The sequence below is a fragment of the Pseudofrankia sp. DC12 genome, from assembly GCF_000966285.1.
Lineage (GTDB): Bacteria > Actinomycetota > Actinomycetes > Frankiales > Frankiaceae > Pseudofrankia.
Window position 1 is genome coordinate 4,880,820 of sequence record NZ_KQ031391.1, and the last position, 17,777, is coordinate 4,898,596.

Annotated in this window: 16 protein-coding genes; 11 read left to right on the plus strand and 5 right to left on the minus strand. The window is 68.9% G+C overall.

Features of this window, described 5'->3' with window-relative positions; translation table 11 throughout:
- Nucleotides 1-560: 560 nt before the first annotated feature.
- Nucleotides 561-2,789, plus strand: a complete 2,229-nt coding sequence (locus tag FRADC12_RS19605) for a protein kinase domain-containing protein (protein WP_045877726.1) — start codon at nt 561-563, stop codon at nt 2,787-2,789.
- Nucleotides 2,790-2,867: 78 nt separating this feature from the next.
- Here FRADC12_RS19605 and FRADC12_RS31545 read toward each other — a convergent pair whose 3' ends face one another.
- The 4 genes from FRADC12_RS31545 to FRADC12_RS28590 form a co-directional block, all read right to left on the minus strand.
- Nucleotides 2,868-3,110: a hypothetical protein gene (locus FRADC12_RS31545; RefSeq protein WP_198152977.1), complete on the minus strand. Its 243-nt coding sequence runs from the start codon at nt 3,108-3,110 to the stop codon at nt 2,868-2,870.
- 472 nt (nt 3,111-3,582) lie between these two features.
- Nucleotides 3,583-4,971, minus strand: coding sequence for an FAD-binding oxidoreductase (locus FRADC12_RS19615; RefSeq protein ID WP_045877728.1), 1,389 nt, complete (start codon nt 4,969-4,971; stop codon nt 3,583-3,585).
- Between the two features lie 114 nt (nt 4,972-5,085).
- Nucleotides 5,086-5,898: a DAPG hydrolase family protein gene (locus FRADC12_RS19620; protein ID WP_198152978.1), complete on the minus strand. Its 813-nt coding sequence runs from the start codon at nt 5,896-5,898 to the stop codon at nt 5,086-5,088.
- Nucleotides 5,899-6,021: 123 nt separating this feature from the next.
- A complete protein-coding gene (locus tag FRADC12_RS28590; RefSeq protein WP_157488945.1) occupies nt 6,022-7,311 on the minus strand; it encodes an alpha/beta hydrolase family protein in 1,290 nt (429 codons plus the stop codon).
- 301 nt (nt 7,312-7,612) lie between these two features.
- Here FRADC12_RS28590 and FRADC12_RS30200 point away from each other — a divergent pair, with 301 nt between their 5' ends.
- From FRADC12_RS30200 to FRADC12_RS19660, 7 genes are all read left to right on the plus strand, one after another.
- Nucleotides 7,613-7,780: a helix-turn-helix domain-containing protein gene (locus FRADC12_RS30200; RefSeq protein ID WP_232303905.1), complete on the plus strand. Its 168-nt coding sequence runs from the start codon at nt 7,613-7,615 to the stop codon at nt 7,778-7,780.
- Nucleotides 7,781-7,883: 103 nt separating this feature from the next.
- Nucleotides 7,884-8,264 carry a YciI family protein gene (locus FRADC12_RS19630; protein WP_045877729.1) on the plus strand — a complete coding sequence of 127 codons (381 nt, stop codon included), beginning with the start codon at nt 7,884-7,886 and terminating at the stop codon, nt 8,262-8,264.
- A gap of 12 nt (nt 8,265-8,276) precedes the next feature.
- Nucleotides 8,277-9,377: an RNA polymerase sigma factor gene (locus FRADC12_RS19635; protein ID WP_084011046.1), complete on the plus strand. Its 1,101-nt coding sequence runs from the start codon at nt 8,277-8,279 to the stop codon at nt 9,375-9,377.
- 348 nt (nt 9,378-9,725) lie between these two features.
- Nucleotides 9,726-10,013 (plus strand): hypothetical protein, encoded by a 288-nt coding sequence (locus tag FRADC12_RS19640; protein WP_045877730.1) that lies wholly within the window; start codon nt 9,726-9,728, stop codon nt 10,011-10,013.
- Between the two features lie 84 nt (nt 10,014-10,097).
- Nucleotides 10,098-10,310: a hypothetical protein gene (locus FRADC12_RS19645; protein WP_045877731.1), complete on the plus strand. Its 213-nt coding sequence runs from the start codon at nt 10,098-10,100 to the stop codon at nt 10,308-10,310.
- An 839-nt stretch (nt 10,311-11,149) separates the two neighbouring features.
- Complete coding sequence (locus tag FRADC12_RS19655) at nt 11,150-11,788, plus strand: dTMP kinase (RefSeq protein ID WP_052711022.1); 639 nt, start codon at nt 11,150-11,152, stop codon at nt 11,786-11,788.
- Between the two features lie 430 nt (nt 11,789-12,218).
- The gene (locus FRADC12_RS19660) at nt 12,219-12,704 is read left to right on the plus strand and encodes an Imm26 family immunity protein (protein WP_198152979.1); all 486 of its coding nucleotides are present in this window, start codon (nt 12,219-12,221) and stop codon (nt 12,702-12,704) included.
- Here FRADC12_RS19660 and tnpC read toward each other — a convergent pair.
- The gene (gene tnpC, locus FRADC12_RS19665) at nt 12,645-14,057 is read right to left on the minus strand and encodes an IS66 family transposase (RefSeq protein WP_084010359.1); all 1,413 of its coding nucleotides are present in this window, start codon (nt 14,055-14,057) and stop codon (nt 12,645-12,647) included. The genes FRADC12_RS19660 and tnpC overlap by 60 nt on opposite strands.
- A 236-nt stretch (nt 14,058-14,293) precedes the next feature.
- Between tnpC and FRADC12_RS19670 the strand changes: the two genes are divergently transcribed.
- From FRADC12_RS19670 to FRADC12_RS19680, 3 genes are all read left to right on the plus strand, one after another.
- Entirely contained in the window at nt 14,294-14,827 is a 534-nt protein-coding gene (locus tag FRADC12_RS19670; RefSeq protein WP_232303906.1) for an NUDIX hydrolase, read from the plus strand.
- A 117-nt stretch (nt 14,828-14,944) separates the two neighbouring features.
- A complete protein-coding gene (locus FRADC12_RS19675) occupies nt 14,945-15,511 on the plus strand; it encodes an NUDIX domain-containing protein (RefSeq protein WP_198152980.1) in 567 nt (188 codons plus the stop codon).
- Between the two features lie 794 nt (nt 15,512-16,305).
- Nucleotides 16,306-17,748 (plus strand): helix-turn-helix domain-containing protein, encoded by a 1,443-nt coding sequence (locus FRADC12_RS19680; protein ID WP_232303907.1) that lies wholly within the window; start codon nt 16,306-16,308, stop codon nt 17,746-17,748.
- Nucleotides 17,749-17,777: the final 29 nt, after the last annotated feature.

The following is a 17,777-nucleotide window of genomic DNA, read 5'->3' on the forward strand; positions in this document are numbered from 1 at the left end:
CCGGCCGGCGGCCGTCGGCGGCTTGCGGCTGGTGGTTCGGGACCGTCCAAGAAATCTTGCGGAATATCGTACAGATACGGTTTCTTCGCCGCGGTCCCGCGGTGAGATGCCTATGGCTGGACCGCCACCCAGAACCGGCACGCGGGGGGCGTCAGTTCGGGCCAGCGGCCAGCGGTCCAGCCACCCACTCATCGCTCGGCCCACGGTTGGCCGGGCACGTCAGGCAGGCGGGCCGGCCGTCGGCGATCGGATGACGCGACCGAGCCCGACTGGCCAGGCCGCCGAGGACGCCAGAAGAACGGGCCCGCGCGCGACACTTCACGTCGCACCGCAGCCCAGGCCGGCCGAGAGCCCGGGTTAGGCGCTACCGGCACTCCGCTTGTCCGGCCCGTGGTCCGCGATGCGCCGCAGTGTCTCGAGGTGTCGCGCCGCCGACCCTTGCCGCTTCGATTCCGAGGCATTCCCGGAATTCGGCAGACGGTAGCATTCTGCCCGCATGGGATCGTTATTCGGGACCGTCGCGTGTCCGGCGTCGGGTGGGGGAGAACAGAGGTGGGGCAGTGACGTCGTCAGAGGCGAATGTCAGCAGCCGCGCGACGCCGTTGGGTGAGAACGACCCGCGGACGCTCGGTGCGTACACGCTGCTGGGCAAGCTCGGGCAGGGTGGGATGGGCACGGTCTACCTGGGCCGGTCCGAGCTGGGGCGCCTGGTGGCCATCAAGGTGGTCCGCGCGGACGTGGCCGACGACCCGCAGTTCCGCAGCCGGTTCCGCCAGGAGGCGGCGACGGCGCGCCGGGTCGCTCGGGTGTGCACCGCCGAGGTGCTCGACTTCGACCCTGACGCGGTGCAGCCCTACCTGGTCACCGAGTTCATCGAGGGCCCGACGCTGTCCAGCTTCGTCTCCCGGGGCGGCCCGCTGATGGCGGCCAACCTCGAGCAGCTCGCCGTGGGTGTGGCCGCCGCGCTGCGGGCCATCCACGCCGCCGGCATCGTGCACCGCGACCTCAAGCCGTCGAACGTCGTGCTGTCCCCGTTCGGCCCGCGGGTCATCGACTTCGGCATCGCCCGGGCGATGGACTCCGCGACCAACCTCACCGGCGACCTTCAGCAGCTGGGCACGCCCGCGTTCATGTCCCCCGAGCAGATCCGCGGCGACGCGATCACCTCGAAGGCGGACATCTGGGCCTGGGGCGGCCTGGTGACCTACGCGGCGACCGGCCAGTACCCGTTCGGCACCGGCAGCGCCCAGGCGCTCCTCTACCGGGCGATGAACGAGGAACCGCAGCTCGACGGCGTCGACCCGGCGCTGCGGCCGATCGTCTGGGACGCGATGCGCAAGAGCCCGGCCAACCGGCCGACCGCCAGCCAGCTGATGGACCGGCTCCTCGGGGACGAGGCCGGGGACACGGGTAACCAGGAAGAAGCGGTCACCAACGTCCTCGCGGACTGGAACGTGCCTTCTCCGGGTGCTGGCGGCCCCCCGTCCGGCCCCGCTACGGTCGGCGGCCCGCCCGACATGGCCACCCTCGCCTCGACCAGGCCGGGCGGCACGGCGGACCAGGACTACGTCTCGACCCAGCTCGCGACCCAGCGGGTGGCCCCGCCCCCGGCCGGTCCCGGGCACCCGGGCCAGGCTCAGCCACCCGGCCCGGCGCCGAAGAAGAGCCGGACGCCGATGATCCTCGGGATCGCGGCGGTGGTCGTGGTCATCGCGGTGCTGGCCGCCGTGATCCCGATGGTGCTGAAGAGCGACTCCAAGAACACCCCGAGCGCGACCGTCGGTACCGGCACGGCCAGCGCCGCGCCGGCCGCGTTCGCGCTGCCGAAGGCGGCCACCGGGCTGGGCGACGACACCCTCGTCCTCAGCCGGAACGCGGAGGCGCCAGGCGGCGGGAAGTACAGCCTCGTCACCGCGGTGGTCCCGAACCCCGACAGCGCCGACGCCACGCTGCCGAAGATCTCCACGTTCAAGACGATCTTCAGCGACAAGACCCAGAACCTGCAGTTCCCGGTGATCAGTCCGGACCGCAAGACGATTATCTATGTCGACAACTCGACCGGCAGCACGACACTGTGGGCCATCGCGTCCGACGGTTCCGGAAAGCCGGTCCAGCTGCTCACCACCGGGCAGGGAGCGAACCTGTCGCCGGCCGCCGACGGGCGGCCGTCGCTGTCGCCGGACGGCAAGTTCCTGGTGCTGCGCTCGACGACGGACGCGACCGGCCAGCCCAACCCGGGCCTGTACATCAGCTCGATCGACGGCAAGACCGTCCGTCGGCTCGACACCCAGCCAGAGGCGTCTGACCCGTCGTGGTCGCCGGACGGCGAGCGGATCGCCTACTGGTCGAACACCGTCGCGGGCGGCGGCGGCGGCTTCCTGGTGCTCATCTCGACCCAGCCGGGTGTCGCCGCGGTGCCGTTCAACAAGGACGAGTTCATCTCGGAGGGCGACAAGCCCAATCTCGACTCCGAGCCGACCTGGTCGCCCGACGGCAAGTACCTCGCCTTCGTCCGCCAGATCGCCAGCAACCCCAATGACCAGCAGATCGCGATCGTGAACGTGAACACCAAGCACGTCACCGCGGTCACCGGCGAGCACAGCACCCAGGACGGCCCGAGCTGGTCGGCGTCCGGAAGTGATCTCCTGCTCTTCACCGCCAACCGGGACCCCGACCACCCGGACGACCGGCAGCTGTTCATGACCAACCAGAAGAACCTCGACGCCGCCGACCGTCAGCTCACCGACGGCCGGGGCGACTTCGCGTTCCCCCGGTGGTCCGCGCTCTGATCGTTGCTTCTACCGCGCGGTGGCCGACCGGGACGTGCGACACGTCCCGGCCGGCCTGTCGTCAGCTCGCCCGGAACGCTAGCCACGGGCTCGCTTGCGCACCACCCGGAACAGCAGATACAGCAGCACAAGGATCACCAGGACGACGACCAGGCCGATGACGACGTGGCCGACATTCCGGTCGTGCTTCTTGGCCGCGGCCAGCGGCGTCGCCGCCATGGCGGCGCTCGCCGGCACCAGCGCCAGCGCACTCGCCGCGACCACGAGGTACCAGGCCCGGGTGACGAGCCGCGTTACGCCTCCCGTCGGGCGACTGCTCACGAGACGCCCAGCGGCGCGGCGAGAAAGCCGACGTTCCCTGCTCATCGCCACTCCCGCGCGCTCGTCTTCCGTACCCGCCGACAATGAAGTCCTCCCCCTACCCGACGCCCAGCCAACCCGGAGCGTTGGCCGCCGACCTCCGCCCACCAGCCGGCGGAATGTCGTTGGATTGGCCGCGATCGTAGCGGGTGCCCCAGAAGTCCCCTTCGCGGCCCGCCCACCGGTCCCCGCCGTCCACCCTGACGTCACGACGCCGTCGGCGGACGTTCGCGCTCAGCCCTGGGTCGCCCGGCGTCTCGCGGCTGCCGCAGCTCGCCCGCGCTCCGCCTCACCCCCGTGATCGTGGCTTTCACCCTCGGGTGGTTGCAAATAGGCCCTGGTTACGGCCGCCGGAGGGCCGAAGCGGCGGTCAACCGGCGCGGTTGGGGTATCCGTCGACGCCGGTTCCACTCGCCAACTGGTGATCACATGGCTATGCGTTCGCTCCGCTGCCTTCCGCGGTGCCTGTACCTGTGCTCGGTCGCGGCCGGCCGAGCCAAGGGAGGAACAGCCCGTCGGGATCCCATCTCGCGCGCAGGGCGTCGAGGCGACGGAGGTTCTCGTCGGTCACGAACCGGAACGGGCGGTTGATCAGATTCTCGTCGGCCAGCTGGATTCCGGTGGCGTACGGCTCCCAGGCTCGCATGTGGTCGGTCACCCAGCTCGTGTACCGGTGGTCATCGGCCGCGTCCGTCCAGGCCGCATACAGTCCGTAATACAGCTCGTCTTCGATCGAATACGCCATCGGCGGGCGCTCGGGCTGTCCCTCGTACCCTCCCCAGTTGAACAACACCAGGTGCGACGGCGACGGCGGCCAGGTCTCCAGCATGCTCGCGAAGTTCGGCCACAGGTCGTCGAAGCAGGCGTGCGTCCACATGTTGTCGGCCAAATATCGCTTGGCCTCGTCGTAGCGTGCGTCGGTGCCGACCCGGCTCAACGTGGCGGTATCGGTGACCTCGTATAGCCGTGTCCCGATCAGGTGAGCCCGCGCGGGACAGGACTTGTAGATCGACAGCTGCTCCCGGGCCTCCTCCTCGGTGTCAGTGAAGGCCGTCGCGTTGAGCGATAGGAGGGGCTCGCCGTTCGTCAGCGGATCCCGGTTACAGAGGAGATTGATCTCCGTCGGCGTCGCACGGCTGACCTCGTGCACGAAGCTGTACACCTCTGGTGCGGCCGTGGCCGGCCAGAGATAGCCGCTGTTCATCGTGACCCGCCTGCGCGGGTAGAACCTGACGAAGAACCTGGTCACGACGGCGAAGAAGCCGGGACCCGCGCCGCGGGCCGCCCAGAAAAGGTCCGAGTTCTGTGTCGCGTCGGCGTGAACCCGCTCGCCGCTCGCCGTGACCACGTCGATGCCGGTGACCGACATGCAGGCCGGCCCGTAGTCCCGCCCGGCCCAGGCAAACCCGCCCTGCAGCAGGTAGCCGCCGAGGGAGACACCCGTACAGTGCCCCGTGGGGAAGAAAAGGCCCTCATCGGCCAGCATCGAGTCGAGTTCTGATCCTCTTATGCCGGGCTGGGCGGTGCCCGCCATCGCTTCCCTGCTGACCGTCACGTGCCGCAGGTTCGAGAGGTCGATCAGCACGGCACCGTCGCGCAGGTGCGACCCAGACCAGCTGTGGCCGCCGGAGCGGACCGAGATCCGCCGGCCCTCCCGCCTGGCGAGCCCCACCGCTTTGACGACATCGTCCTCGTTGTTCACCAGGACGATCACCTCGGGATAACGGTCGGGCACCCCCGCGTGCCAGCAGGCCTCGCGGCGCCGGCTCTCATAGTGGTAGTCGCCGCGCCGCAGCACTCTGCCCTCGATCCGGGTCGACATGTCATTTCCCTTCCTTCCGCCTCCGCGCGCGTCCAGGGCCGGCATCCGTGTCCGGCCCGTGCCCCCGGAGGTGCCCGAGCATGGCGGGTGGGCTGCCGGGCGCTTCGGCGGCGCTCACCGCGGGCCCGGTCCTCTCGGCCGGCCGCGAGTGGGCAGGCATGCCCTGTCGGGCTGGCTGACCTGTCTACGGCGGCCAAACTCGTCGAATATGTCCGGTAGAAACGTGGCGAGATGGCTCATCTCCTGTGAGCAATGCACGGCCATGGCGCGGGCCTGCACATCTCCGAGACGTGTCACACCTGCCGCGGCCGTTCTGAACTCGCCGGACGGTGGGGCCTGCCCGCGAGCCGCGACGTTCTGGCCGCCCATCCAGAAACGTGAACGCATCTCGGCACCTCCATTCACCAGGCGTACATGATGAACAAAATATCCCCAATCCAGGGGGAGCCGCGAGAATCCGACTCTCGCGCAGACCGCGGTCGCCTCATCGGGATCGAGCCGGTCATGGGAGAAACCGAACGCCGCGGGCTCGGCGAAGTGGATCGCGAGTTCCCCGAGCGTGCTGCCGACATACTCGTCGACGAACGACGTGCTCCCGACGTACCTCGCACGGTATGATTCTTCCTCATCTGCCCCGCCTCCAGTGCTTTCCGCATACAGGTGGGCGCGCGGGTGCCACAACTTGTACCTCTGGGTCTCATTGCTGTGCCACCAGAACCACCAGTCCAGCATGGCTGGGGTCGCGCCGGGCATGCGGGTCAGCGTGGCGATGTGCATAGAGCCGTCGTCGGCGAGGCTATATCCGTTCTCGAGCTCCTGATAACCCGCGTCGCTCAACGTCCCCACGTTGTCCAAGCTCAGGCACAACGGGGACGCCTGGGGGCCGAGGCCGAGCGCCGCCCCGACGTCGTCCGGCAGTGACGTCATTACCGGGTTCCAATACTTGGCGTACCATCTGCCGTCGAGTTCGCCGGGTCGCAGCCCAAGGTGCGGCCGGCGAACGGGATCTGGTCGTTGTCCGGGTCCCTCGGTCATGCCCGTCCTCCATTTTCACCCGAGCGAGAAGAGTGTCTTCAACCGTGCCTCGACCAGCGGCAGAGCGGCCGTGGGAACGTCGTAGTGACCCGCGCCAGCCAGTACGGCGAGGTTGATGTCGTTCCCGTTGGTCAGCATTTTGTTCACGACGTCGTAGGTGACGGAGGCGGGGCTGGTGATGTCGTCGGTGCCGAACAGCCAGAGGATCGGGCCGGGCAGCGTCGAGCTCTCCAGCCTGCCCTGGTTGTCCGTGAAGAACCGGCTGTTCTCCGGCAGCGAGTTCGGTGCGTCGCCGCGGACGCCCGGATAGGTGCCCAGCCGGTGGGAGGGGGAGGCCCTCAGATAGTCGACGATATCCTTCCGCACCATCGCGTTCAGGTCATCCAGGCACGTCTGACTATTCTGCTGGTAGAACTTGAGCATGTTCGGGCCGTAGACCTGGACAGGGTCGACGCCGTAGCCCGCGTGACGTTCGGTCTCCGTGAAGTAGATGGTCTCCGCGTTGGCGAACACGAGCTGGTCGATCTCGTGTTCCGTCGGTGTGCTGCCGGGCCGAGAGGCGTCTGCGATGTCACGCCACAGGACTTTGTTCATCGCCGGGATGTCCGGCACCGGGGCGAACGTGACGGTGCCGCGATAGTCCAGCGCCGGATCGGCCTTCTCGGCCACGCCCGAGTAGTAGGCGGCGGCGAGAGCCGCGAATCCGCCTTCCGACCACCCCGCCGCGACCCACTGCCCGGACAGCCTCGTGCCAGGATCCCGCTGGGCGGCGACCACCGCGAAGACCATGGAGCTGCCTTCGCTGGACAGGTCGTAGTAGCCGTGCCCCGGCCGGACGCCGGCGGACACAGGGCCAAGGCCCTCGTAGTCCGGCGCGATGACGGCGACACCCATCCTCAGGACGGCGGCGAGCAGGGTGTCGGTGTGCCCGTCCACCCAGGTGCCGTTCTCCTGGAGCCGCACGCTCGGCGCGCACTTGGGCGCCCAGCCCACGGTCCCGTGGCCCCAGACGAGGACCGGCCAGCCGCCCGCCGGCGGCGGTCCCTTGGGAGTGAACAGCATGGCCGTCGCATTGATCTCGCTGCCGCGGATACCCGGCATGCGATAGATGAGAAGATTTCCGTCGGCCACGGCGGACAGCTGTGTGGGAACCATCCGCAGGGGGCTGGGAACGCCGACCAGATCCCCGTAGCCGGGCGGGGATCCAGGCCCGTCGGACCTCGCCGGAGAAGCGAGGAGGACGCCCGAGAAGAATGCCAACAGCAGGAATACCGGGGCCGAACGGCGCGGCACTGCGTCGATCATGCTCAGAACCCACCTTCTCCTACCTTGGGAAACTCGCCTGGCTGGAAGGGCGGCGGCTGCCGACCTGACGCTGCCCGGCAACGGTAGGAGATGGGGCTGGCTCGCGCAGAGGGAACGCCGGCCCGGTGGGGAAGGGGGCCGGCGCCCGTGGCGTTCGCGGATTACCAGATGAGATCTATCTCGACGGGCTGTGCGGTATGCCGCCTGTCGCTGTCGCTGTCGCTGTCGCTGTCGATGAGCTGGGCCGGGCTGGCCGGCCAGGACGAGTGCCCACACTGGTGGCGGCGACCGCGAGCTGTTCGTGGCGCGCGGCTTCGACGCGACGACGATCCAGGCCGTCGCCGCGCACTCCGGCGTCCACGCCTCCGCGATCTACCGTCGCTGGAGCTCACGGATCGAGCTGGTCGAGGAAGCCACGTTCCCTGGCTTCAGCCCGCTCGTCAGCGATGATCGCGGTCGCGCCGGGTGAACAAGCCGGCGGAGTTTGCGACGGCCTTCGCCGCCCGGTCGATTCGCGCGCGCCCCGCTCGTCACTGGGGTGTCAGCATCGAACGGACCCGAGAGGACGTCTCATGCGTTACACGATCTTGCTGCACTACCCGGAGCTGATGGCGGCCGGAGAGCTCGACGAGGCCACCCTCCAGGAGGGCATGGCGGCCTTCCACCGGTACGCCGACGACCTCGACGCGGCGGGCGTGCTGATCTCCGCCGAGGTGCTCGCGGACTCGTCGGCGACCACCACAGTGCGCAGCGTCGACGGCGAGTTCCGCATCCAGGACGGCCCCTTCGCCGACACCAAGGAGCAGCTCGCCGGCACGTTCGTGATCGACGTCGCCGACCTGGACGCGGCGCTGGGGTGGGCGAAGCAGGCGCCCTCGGTCGCGTGGGGGCCGGTCGAGGTACGGCCTGGGATGACCCACTGGCAGGACGGCGCCTGGAAGCGGGGGCAGTGACAGGTCCCTTCCGTGCGCGCCCCTGACGAGGTCCGCGCCGCCGCCGAGAGCGCGGCGCGGACCTCCTACGGGCGGCTGCTCGCGTTGCTCGCCGCGCCGACCCGGGACATCGAGCTCGCGCAGGACGCCCTCGCCGACGCGTTCGAGCAGGCGCTGCGCACCTGGCCGGCCGTCGGTATCCCCGCCAATCCCGAAGGGTGGTTGCTCACCGTGGCCCGCAACCGGCAGCGCGACGTGTTCAAGTCGGCAGCCCACCGCAGGTCCTGGCCGCTGGCAGAGCCGGCCGACGTCGACCGCGCCGCCGCGGTCGACCCGGTGGCCGCGGTCGATCCGGACGCGATCCCCGACAAGCGCCTGGAACTGCTGTTCGCCTGTGCCCACCCAGCGATCGCGCCCGAGGCGCGGACCCCGCTGATGCTCCACACCGTGCTCGGCTTTGACGCGGCCGGCATCGCTGCCGCTTTCCGCGTCCGCCCGGCCACGATGGCGCAGCGCCTGGTCCGGGCGAAGCGCCGCATCCGCGCGGCCGGCATACCGTTCGCCGTGCCGACCCGCGCGGACCTGCCCGAACGGCTGGGCTTCGTCCTGGAGGCGATCTACGGCGCCTACACGATCGACTGGGAGTCGCTCGGCGCTCCTGATGCCCAGGGCGAGTCGCTCGCCGCGGAGTCGCTCTATCTCGCCGTCACCGTCGCGGCGCTGCTGACGGCCGAGCCTGAGGCCTGGGGACTCGCCGCGCTCATCGCGCTTTCCTCGTCCCGCGCCTCCGCGCGCTGGCTGGACGGCGTGTTCGTGCCGTTCGCCCAACAGGACCCCTGGCGGTGGGACCCGGCCCTCATCCGCGAGGGCGAGGCCTACCTGCGCCGCGCCCATGCGCTCGGGGCCCCGGCTGGCCGGTTCCAGCTCGAGGCCGCGATCCAGTCGGTCCACACCGACCGCCGCCGTAGCGGCACTACCGACCACGACGCCCTGCTCCGGCTCTACCGGGCGCTCGTGAACGTCGCGCCGACCCAGGGCGCCCGCGACGCCCTCGCCGCCGTCGAGAGCGACCTCGCCCGAAAAGGCCCCCGGGCCGTCGGCGAGGCGCCTGGTGCCAGCAGCTTCGAAGGCTGACCACCGGTCGCCGAAGCGACACTGCTCTACAGCCGGGGCACAGGGTTCTCATAGAGAACGCTCAGGCCGTTCCGCCAGGCTCCAGGCAACAGAATCTGAGCGGCAGAGGAGAGCAGATGGCTGGCTGGTGGCGGACCGGGGCCACGAGGGCGGCGCGGCCCGCCACGACGATCAACGGCCGGCGGCCGGCGGACCCACGCCACGACGGCCGCCGCTCTGGCCGAACCGCGCCAACCTGTGCCAAAGGCCCGCAAACGGCTGTAAAGCGCGTTGCGGCCCGGTCACGATGCACACGGCACGGACTATTAAGACCTACGCCGAGAGCCCGCTCAGGAGGCCCCGCCGGCCATGACGACGACCCCCGCCCGACCCACCCCGCCCGCGATCCCGCCCACCTTCTACGACCGCATCAAACGCGACATCCGCGCACTCATGCGCGCGGGAGACCCCACTCCCGCCGGTCTCCTGCGCGTCGCGCCGTGCCTATTGGCCGCGCTCACGAGCCGGGCCACCCGCGCGACCGCGCCCGCCGGGATCGCGATCATCGAGTCGGCCATTGGCGGGCTCCCCGAGGCCCCCGCTACCGCCATGCGGGTCCTGCTCGGTTCGGCCAGCCGATCCGCACCACCACGCTGACCGACCGGCGCATTCTCGCCGCCGACGCCTACAACGTCGGCTACGAGCGCTTCCGGGAAGCTCGAAGCGTGGGAGGACCAGGCCGTGGAAGCGCTCGTGTTCGCGCTCGCGGATCGGGCCGACCCCAACGCGACCATGCCCACACCCCCCGAACGGCTCAAGGCCCGGCTACGGACACCCCCGCCACCCATCAGCGCCTACAAGCCCATCAGCGTCTACAGGACCCGCACCCGCCGCCCGACCCAACCCAGCTCGACCGACCACGCCCGTCCTGACCAGCGCTTGCGCGACCGCTAACTCAAGCAAGCACCCACCGCACAACGACCGACAGCCCCCCGGGACGAAACCCGGGGGGCTGATCCGCGGTGCAAGGACCCAACCGCGCCAGCTACGGCGGTCGGGCCACGCTCCCCCGGGGACGGTCGCCGATCGGTGGGCCGCGCGGCGGGGTGAGGGTGCTATGCCGGGCGCGTCCGCGAGCGGGGACGCTCGCTGCCCCAGCGGCGCGACGCGACATGGGCGGACACCCCGACACGTGCGCCTATCTGTGTCCAGGTCGCTCCGGCCGCGCGCCATCCGGCGACCGTGGCGGCTGGCACGTCCTGGGGCCGTATGGCGGCGGGTTGCTGGCTCAGGAAGTCGATCAGTAGAACGGCGGCGCCGTGCCGGTTCGCGTGCCGGCCCCGCGCCGTAAGCGATCCCGCGCCGAATGCCTCCCACCCCGCCCGGCTACACAGCCCGTAGGCAGGGCGCAGCCGCCCGATCAGAGTCCCGTGCAACCAGACCGTCCAGCCGCCGCCGTCGGTCCGGATGAACTCCGGGACCGCGCCGGCCGGAGCCGTGCGTACCGCGTTCACGGCCGCCGCGAACGCGCGTCGGTCCCCCCGGACAGCATCCACGACACTTGCGGTCGCCACGTTACGATCATCCACCGTCGCGGCCCCGTCGCCGCAGGCATCAACGGCGGTCGTCTCGTTACGATCGCCCGTTGCCCTGCCCGCCTCGCGCGAGCCGCCCCGACGCGCCGGCGCCCCACGGCCCGCGTCGATCGATGCTCCTATGGATGTCAAGCAGCCAAAGGAAGATCCTTTGGTGGGATGGGGGCAGAGAGGATCGTGTAGATCTACGCTTGTCGGGTGCGACACCGGCCGATCATTGCTCTGCTCGGGGTGGACGGGTCGGGCAAGACGACCCAGGCCAGACGACTCGCGGCCTGGTTGAACGGGCAGGGCGCGCCGGCCCGCTACTTCGAGAACGCCGGCGGTCGCCCGATCTGGGATGCGCTGGCGAGACTGCTCGGCCGCACGGATGGGCGGGCGCTGTTCGGCTGCCGCGCCTACGTCGTGGTCGAGGCATCCATGCGCTGGGTGGCGGTCAGCCGGGCGCTCACGCTGTCCCGGCTGACCGGCCGCGTCGCGGTGATGGACCGCTATGCCTACTGCCAGTATGCGATCATGCGTGCCCGCGGCGATCGCGGCGAACGTCGAGTGCGTGCCGCGTTCCGCCGGTTCCCTGCGCCTGACCTGGTCTGCTATCTGTCCGTCCCGGCCGGGCTCGCACAGCGACGGGTGGAGCAACGCGGACGCGACCGTGAGGAACTCGATTACCTCGTCGCCTTCGACGAGGCGTACCGCTCCATGCCGGAGGCATCGTCGTTCGTCGTGGTCTCGGCCGAGGGGTCATGCGAGGAGGTCCAAACGGCCTTGCGGGCGACCGTCCTACCGGCGCTCGCCCAGTTCCGGGTGGACGGCGGGCCGCGGTCCAGGCTCGACTGAGCGGGCACCGACCTCGCCACCGCACGGTGTTCAGTCCTGTGGATATCAAGCAGCCAAAGGGAGATCCTCTGCCGGGGCAGGGGTGGTGAGGATTGTGTAGATCGTTTGATCCGTAGATCGACTACGGTGTGTGTTGCTTACCGGGTCGTTCGCGTCGGGCTCTCTGACCAGGTGTTTTCGCTGTTCAGAGGGACAAGTGGTCGTCAGCCGGTGCCTCGGCCGGCGCGGGGTTGGCTACGGAGGGTGTCCGGAATGGTCCGGCTGTCTTCGGTGGTGTCCGGGTGTCTGTCGACGCGGCGTCGATGCGATCACGGCCTGCGGGCTCATGTCCGGGCTCTGGGACCGTCCAGCGATGGGCCGCCCGAACCGAGGCGTCAGCGCCGGCCAGAGAGGTCGTAGCGGTAATCTTCCAGAGTCGTACGACGAGATGGTGAAGACCAGCTATCGAGAGGGCGACTGGTTCGCCGTGCCGCTCCGTGAGGGCGGCTACGCGATCGGTATAGTGGCTCGCGCGAACCGGGACGGTGTCCTGTTGGGGTACTTCTTTGGTCCCCGCCGTGACGCAGTTCCGACGCTCGCTGACGTCCAGGGACTTCTGCCTGGGGACGCGGCGTTGGTCGGCAAGTTCGGCCACCTTGGTTTGAAGCAGGGAAAGTGGCTTGTCCTCGGTCGGCTTGACGGATGGCACCGGGACCTCTGGCCGATGCCAGCGTTGGTCCGTTACGAAGAATTGAGCGGCCGATCGTTCAAGGTATTCTACGACGACGACGACCCGAACCGGCTGATCCGTGAAGAGGAGATCCTCCCCGGTGCGGCCGAGCAGGGCCCCAAGGATGGCTTGATGGGCGGTAACTGGTCAGGTGGGTTGGGGTGTCCAGGGGTTTCCGTTGGCGAGTTGGGTGAGGGCGTCGAGTAGGCCGATGCCGTGTTTGCGGGTGGTTGCTGTGTAGGATCGGATGAGGCAGAAGTTCTGGGCGCCGGTGAGTGTTCTCATGCAGCCGGAGATTTTCTGCCGGGTTTTCACCATGCGGATCTCGCGTTCGGCGGCGTTGTTATCGAAGGGCACGGCCGGGTTGGTGGTGAAGCGGAGGTAGTCGTCGATCCGGTCGCGGAGACGGCGGGCGAGCGCGCGGTGTTTGTTGCCGAGCGCGCCGGTGACGGTCTGGTCGTCGGCGGCGATCTTCGCTGCGTCGCGGATGCGACGGGTGTGCTGGTCGAGGACGTCCGTGTCCAGGGTGATGCCTGTGGTGCGGGCATGGTCGATGTGCTTTTTAAGCGCGAGGAGGCCGTCGGTCACCTGACGTGCCCAACACCATTTGGTGTCGTCGCCGGCTGCGTCGATCACGGCTTGGAGTTCCCGGAGAACATGCGCGTTGCACAGCGCGTGGGTCGCGTCGGTGAACGTGTCGTAGGGTGCCCAGGCGTCATGGACCGCGACTCCGGTGAAACCGGGAAGCACACCGGCGGTGAGTATCGCCTCCCGGCCGCGGCGGCGGTGCGCGGTCAGTAGCGAGTAGCGGTCGGTCGACGCGGAGTGCACCCAGTGGGTGGTGCCGTTCACTCGGAAGCCGGTCTCGTCGAAGTGGACCACGCTGGCACGGCCGATCAGTGCGCGGACCTGGCCGCTGAAACCCTTGAGGGATTTCGCGGCCTTGGTGGTTGCCGCGGCGACGGTCGCGTCACTGATCGGGGTGCCGAACAGCTCGCCGAGGGCCTGCGCTGTCCGCTGTTTCGACAGGAACTGGCCGGCATACAGATAGACGATGACCGCAGTGATCATCGGACCGTACTGAACCGGTGCTCGCACTCCGTCGGGACTGTCCGCGGTGGTCACCATGCCGCACCCGCACCGCTTCGCGACCAGCTGATGCTCGACGACACCGACTCGGATCGCGGGGATGTCGAAGACCTGGCGCCGTGTCATCCCGGCGACCGGGGCGCGGCCGAGTCCTCGGCCGCAGCCGCAGCACCGCGCCGGCTCATGGCGCACGATCTCATCCGGATCGGCCACCTGGCACAACGTCCGCCCGGGATGACCGCCCTGCCCACCGGGTTTACGGCCCGATCTTCCTCGCAACGACTTCGGCGCTGGCTTCGCCAGCCCGTCCGATGACGGCGGCTTCGACGAGTTCCGTGAATTCGCCGCCAGCCGCGCCTCCAACTCCGCGACCCGCGCTTTCAACCGCTCGATCTCAGCGGCCTGTTCTTTGATAATCGCGGCCTGGGCAACGACAAGCGCGGCAAGCTCGTCATACGTCGGCCGCGTCATACCCTCATTATTGGACACGCACCGAGACACGCCAAGCAATTACACGCCAGGAGATGCCAACTCATTAACAAATCACGCGGGAACATGACGGACCTGACCAGTTACCTGTGCGCTATCTACGGAGTTGCCTGTGTCGCATCTCGTTGCTCACATGCAAGCAGGAGGTCCCGAGGAGCTGGTCTCTCGGGCTGACGCGGGGGCGGCTTGTGGCGATCAGTGATTCGGATATATCGAGTGTGCTTTCCGCATACATCGAGTGCTATCCAGACGAGGCCACGTTGCTGGCCGAGCCGTTGCGACTGCTTTCTCAAGGACGGGATCTCGCCTCGCGGCGGACCTTTCCGATGCACGTGACCGCGGGTGCGCTCCTCGTCCGCCCTGATGTCCAGGGTGACGCCGAGATCCTGCTGGTCGAGCATCGTGCGTACGGGATCATTCTGCAGCCCGGCGGCCACCTGGAACCGACCGACACCACCCTCATCTGCGCGGCCGTACGTGAGTTGACGGAGGAGACCGGTGTGGATCCCGGCACGGTCTTCCCCGCGTCGCAGGTCCCCGTCTACATCGAGTACGGCCAGGTTCCGGCACGACCGACGAAGGACGAGCCGGAGCACTGGCACCTCGACGTTGGGTACGCCTTCACCACGGCACATGCGGACGTGGGGCGCATCCAGGAGTCCGAGGTACACGGTGCTGCCTGGTATCCACTCGCGTTGGCCGAGCGCCTTGTCGGCCAACGCATCGCGCGGGCGGTCAGCGCGCCGGCGTAGATCGACGCGCCCCGAGCACGTCGGCGGGTCACCGCGAGAGCGTGGATTCGGACGCAGTGTATTCATCGTGGAGGGCTTCGGAAGATGGCGGTGGCAGGTCGGGACTCACGCACTGTTGTGGAGGATCTGGTGGTTGGTGTCACCCCTCTCGACGAGCACGAGGCTCTGGACCGGGCCGCCACGTTGCGCTGGGTCAGGTCGGGAGCGCCGTTATTCCGAGTCGCTCGGCCCGCGACGCCAGACAAACATCTGTGTGTCTATTCTGCCTTGTTCGACGAGGCGCGCCGTTCCGTGCTTCTGGTGGACCACGTGAAGGCAGGTCTTTGGTTGTTCCCTGGGGGCCATGTCGACGACGGTGAGGACCCGCGGGCGGCGGTGCTGCGGGAGGCGGCGGAGGAATTGCGGATCAGTGGCACGTTCCATCCGCGGTTCGGGGACGAGCCGCTGTTCCTGACGGTGACGCGAACCCGCGGGGAGCACAGCCACACAGATGTATCGTTCTGGTTTGTCCTCGCGGCGGACCAGGATATGCGGATCGAGGCTGACCCCCGAGAGGCGAACGGGGTCCGCTGGTTGCACCTGGACGACCCGTCGCAATGGGCCAACGACTGGTTCGACCCCCACATGGACCGCTTTCGCGCGAAACTCCTGGCGCGCCTGGTCACCCCCGCGCCCCTGGGATAGTCGCTCGGCGCGGCCACTGCCACCGCCTTGTCGCCGACAGCACCGGGCTATGTCAACGGCCTCTGAACCTTGGATCTGACGCCTATCTTGTAATCGATCCGACTCAGGCTTGTTGATCTACTGTGTGCTGCGAGCTCGATCATGACGCTGACGCGGCCTTTTGATCCCGCCAGGCCGGTCGGCCAGTTCCGTGCCGACGAGCCTGTGGGCGGCTGGCTTGGCTGTAGCGACGGGTGGGGGCCAGGGCTGCGGCGAGATCGCTCTCGGTAGCGTATGGCAACTCAAGGTAGTCGGATTCGGTCGGCACGGATAGGCCGGCAGCGACGTGAACCGCCTGTGGTTACTGGGTTTCCGGATCAACTCAAAGTACTTCTCCAGGCCCGACCAGACTGGAAGCGTAGTTTGATCAATCCGGACTGTTATCTTGCCGCAGCCCTGGGTGGGGGCTGAGGCTTTCGAGCTGCGGCTGGCGGGCCGAACACTGAGTTAGCCAGGGTTAGGGGCACCGACTCATCCTGTCGCGCGGGGAAAGCACCCCTTCGACGGCACGGACCTCAGCGTCAACGCCCGGCACGCCCGTCACCACGCCAGCCAGATGTGACCGGTATACGCGCGGCGCATAGACGCTGCTACAGCGGGTGTTAGCGTCATACGTTGACCTTGGTCGTGAACGCCCGCGCCGAACGGGAGGCCGTCCAGCTATGACCGCGGCTCGGCACCGGTCCTGCTCACGCTGCGGGCACCGGCTGGCGGCCGACAACCCGCGGAAGCTGTGCAGCCCGTGTCAGGGCGCGGTGTTGGAGGCTCAGACCCGGCCGCCGGTCGTGCCGCCGGACTTCTGGCGGCTCGACAGGATTCGTGATGCCCTGGCTACCTGGCACATGGGCCGGGTGTTCTTCGCTTACCGCACTCATCCGTTCCACGGCCAGGCATTGACGCAGGAGCAACTCGGCACCTGGCTGGGCATGACCCAGGCCCAGCTCAGCCGCATCGAGAACGGCCGGGCGCCCGAGGAGCTCTCCAAGCTGATCCGCTACAGCCAGGTCCTCGGTATCCCGGCCGAGTTGTTGTGGTTCGATCTGCCCGGCGAACCTCGTGGGCGGCCGGGTGCTGACGCCCGGCGGACCATCCTGGTGCCGCTTCTCCTCGCTGGCCGAGAGGTGCTGCTGCCGGTCGACGCCGACGCGGCCAAGGCTCGCGACCTGGTCAGCGAACTCGGCGAAGCGGAAGTCACCGGCCATTGCGCCGGAACGCACCGGCCCGCGGGTAGCGTCAGCGAACGGCGGGCTGCACGGCTGCTGCCGTACGCGGGTTTGGACGAGCTGCGACATATGGCCGCCGCGCTCGAGAACGCGGGCCGGTATCTGGATGGCTCGGTGGTCGGCTTCTTCTCCCAGCAGTTCGAGCGTTGCAAGACCGACGACGGCCAGCTCGGGCCGCTGCGCGCCTTACCGCTGGTGCTCGGCGTGCTTGGCGCGATCCAGCAATACGCGGGCGACGTTCAGCCCGCTGTTCGTCGCGCGCTGCTGGCGGTCGGCGCCGACGGCGCGGAGTTCGCCGGGTGGCTGTACAGGGATCTGCACGACCTCAGCTCGGCGGCGTACTGGTACGACCGCGCTATGGAATGGGCGCAGGAAGCCCAGGACTCCCCGATGCAGGCATATGTGCTGGTCAAGAAGTCACAGATGGCCTACGACGGCCGCGAGCTGGCGCGCATGCTGAATCTAGCCGAGGCCGCCGGCAGGATCTGTCCGGCAGCGCCGTCAGCTCTGCGGGCCGAGCAGGTGCAACAGGAGGCACTGGCGCTGGCGACGCACGGCGAACCGCTGGCGGCGATTGAGCGGAAGCTGGACGCTGCTCGACGAACCCTGGAGGCGAGCGAGCCTTCTGTCTCTGCGCTCACGGCCGTCACGCTCCAGTTGCGGGATGCCGCCGTCTATACCGAGGCCGGGATGCCTGACAGGGCGGCCGGAATCTTCGCGGAGATCCTGAGCGGGAACGCCTTGTCGCGACGGGACACTGGTCTGTTTGGGGCGCGACGGGCGGCGGCGCTCGCGCTGAGCGGGCATCCGGACGAGGCTGCCGCCGTGGCACTGGACGCCTTGCACATCGCGCGGGACACCAACTCCAGCCGGACCTCAGCCATCCTGGGAGTCGTGGCGCAGACGTTGACGCCGTGGCGATCGAGGCCGGGACCACGGGAACTCCGGGAAGCAGTGGGGAGCAGGCAGGTCTGACCTCGCGCGGACCGCGAGGGATACCCGTT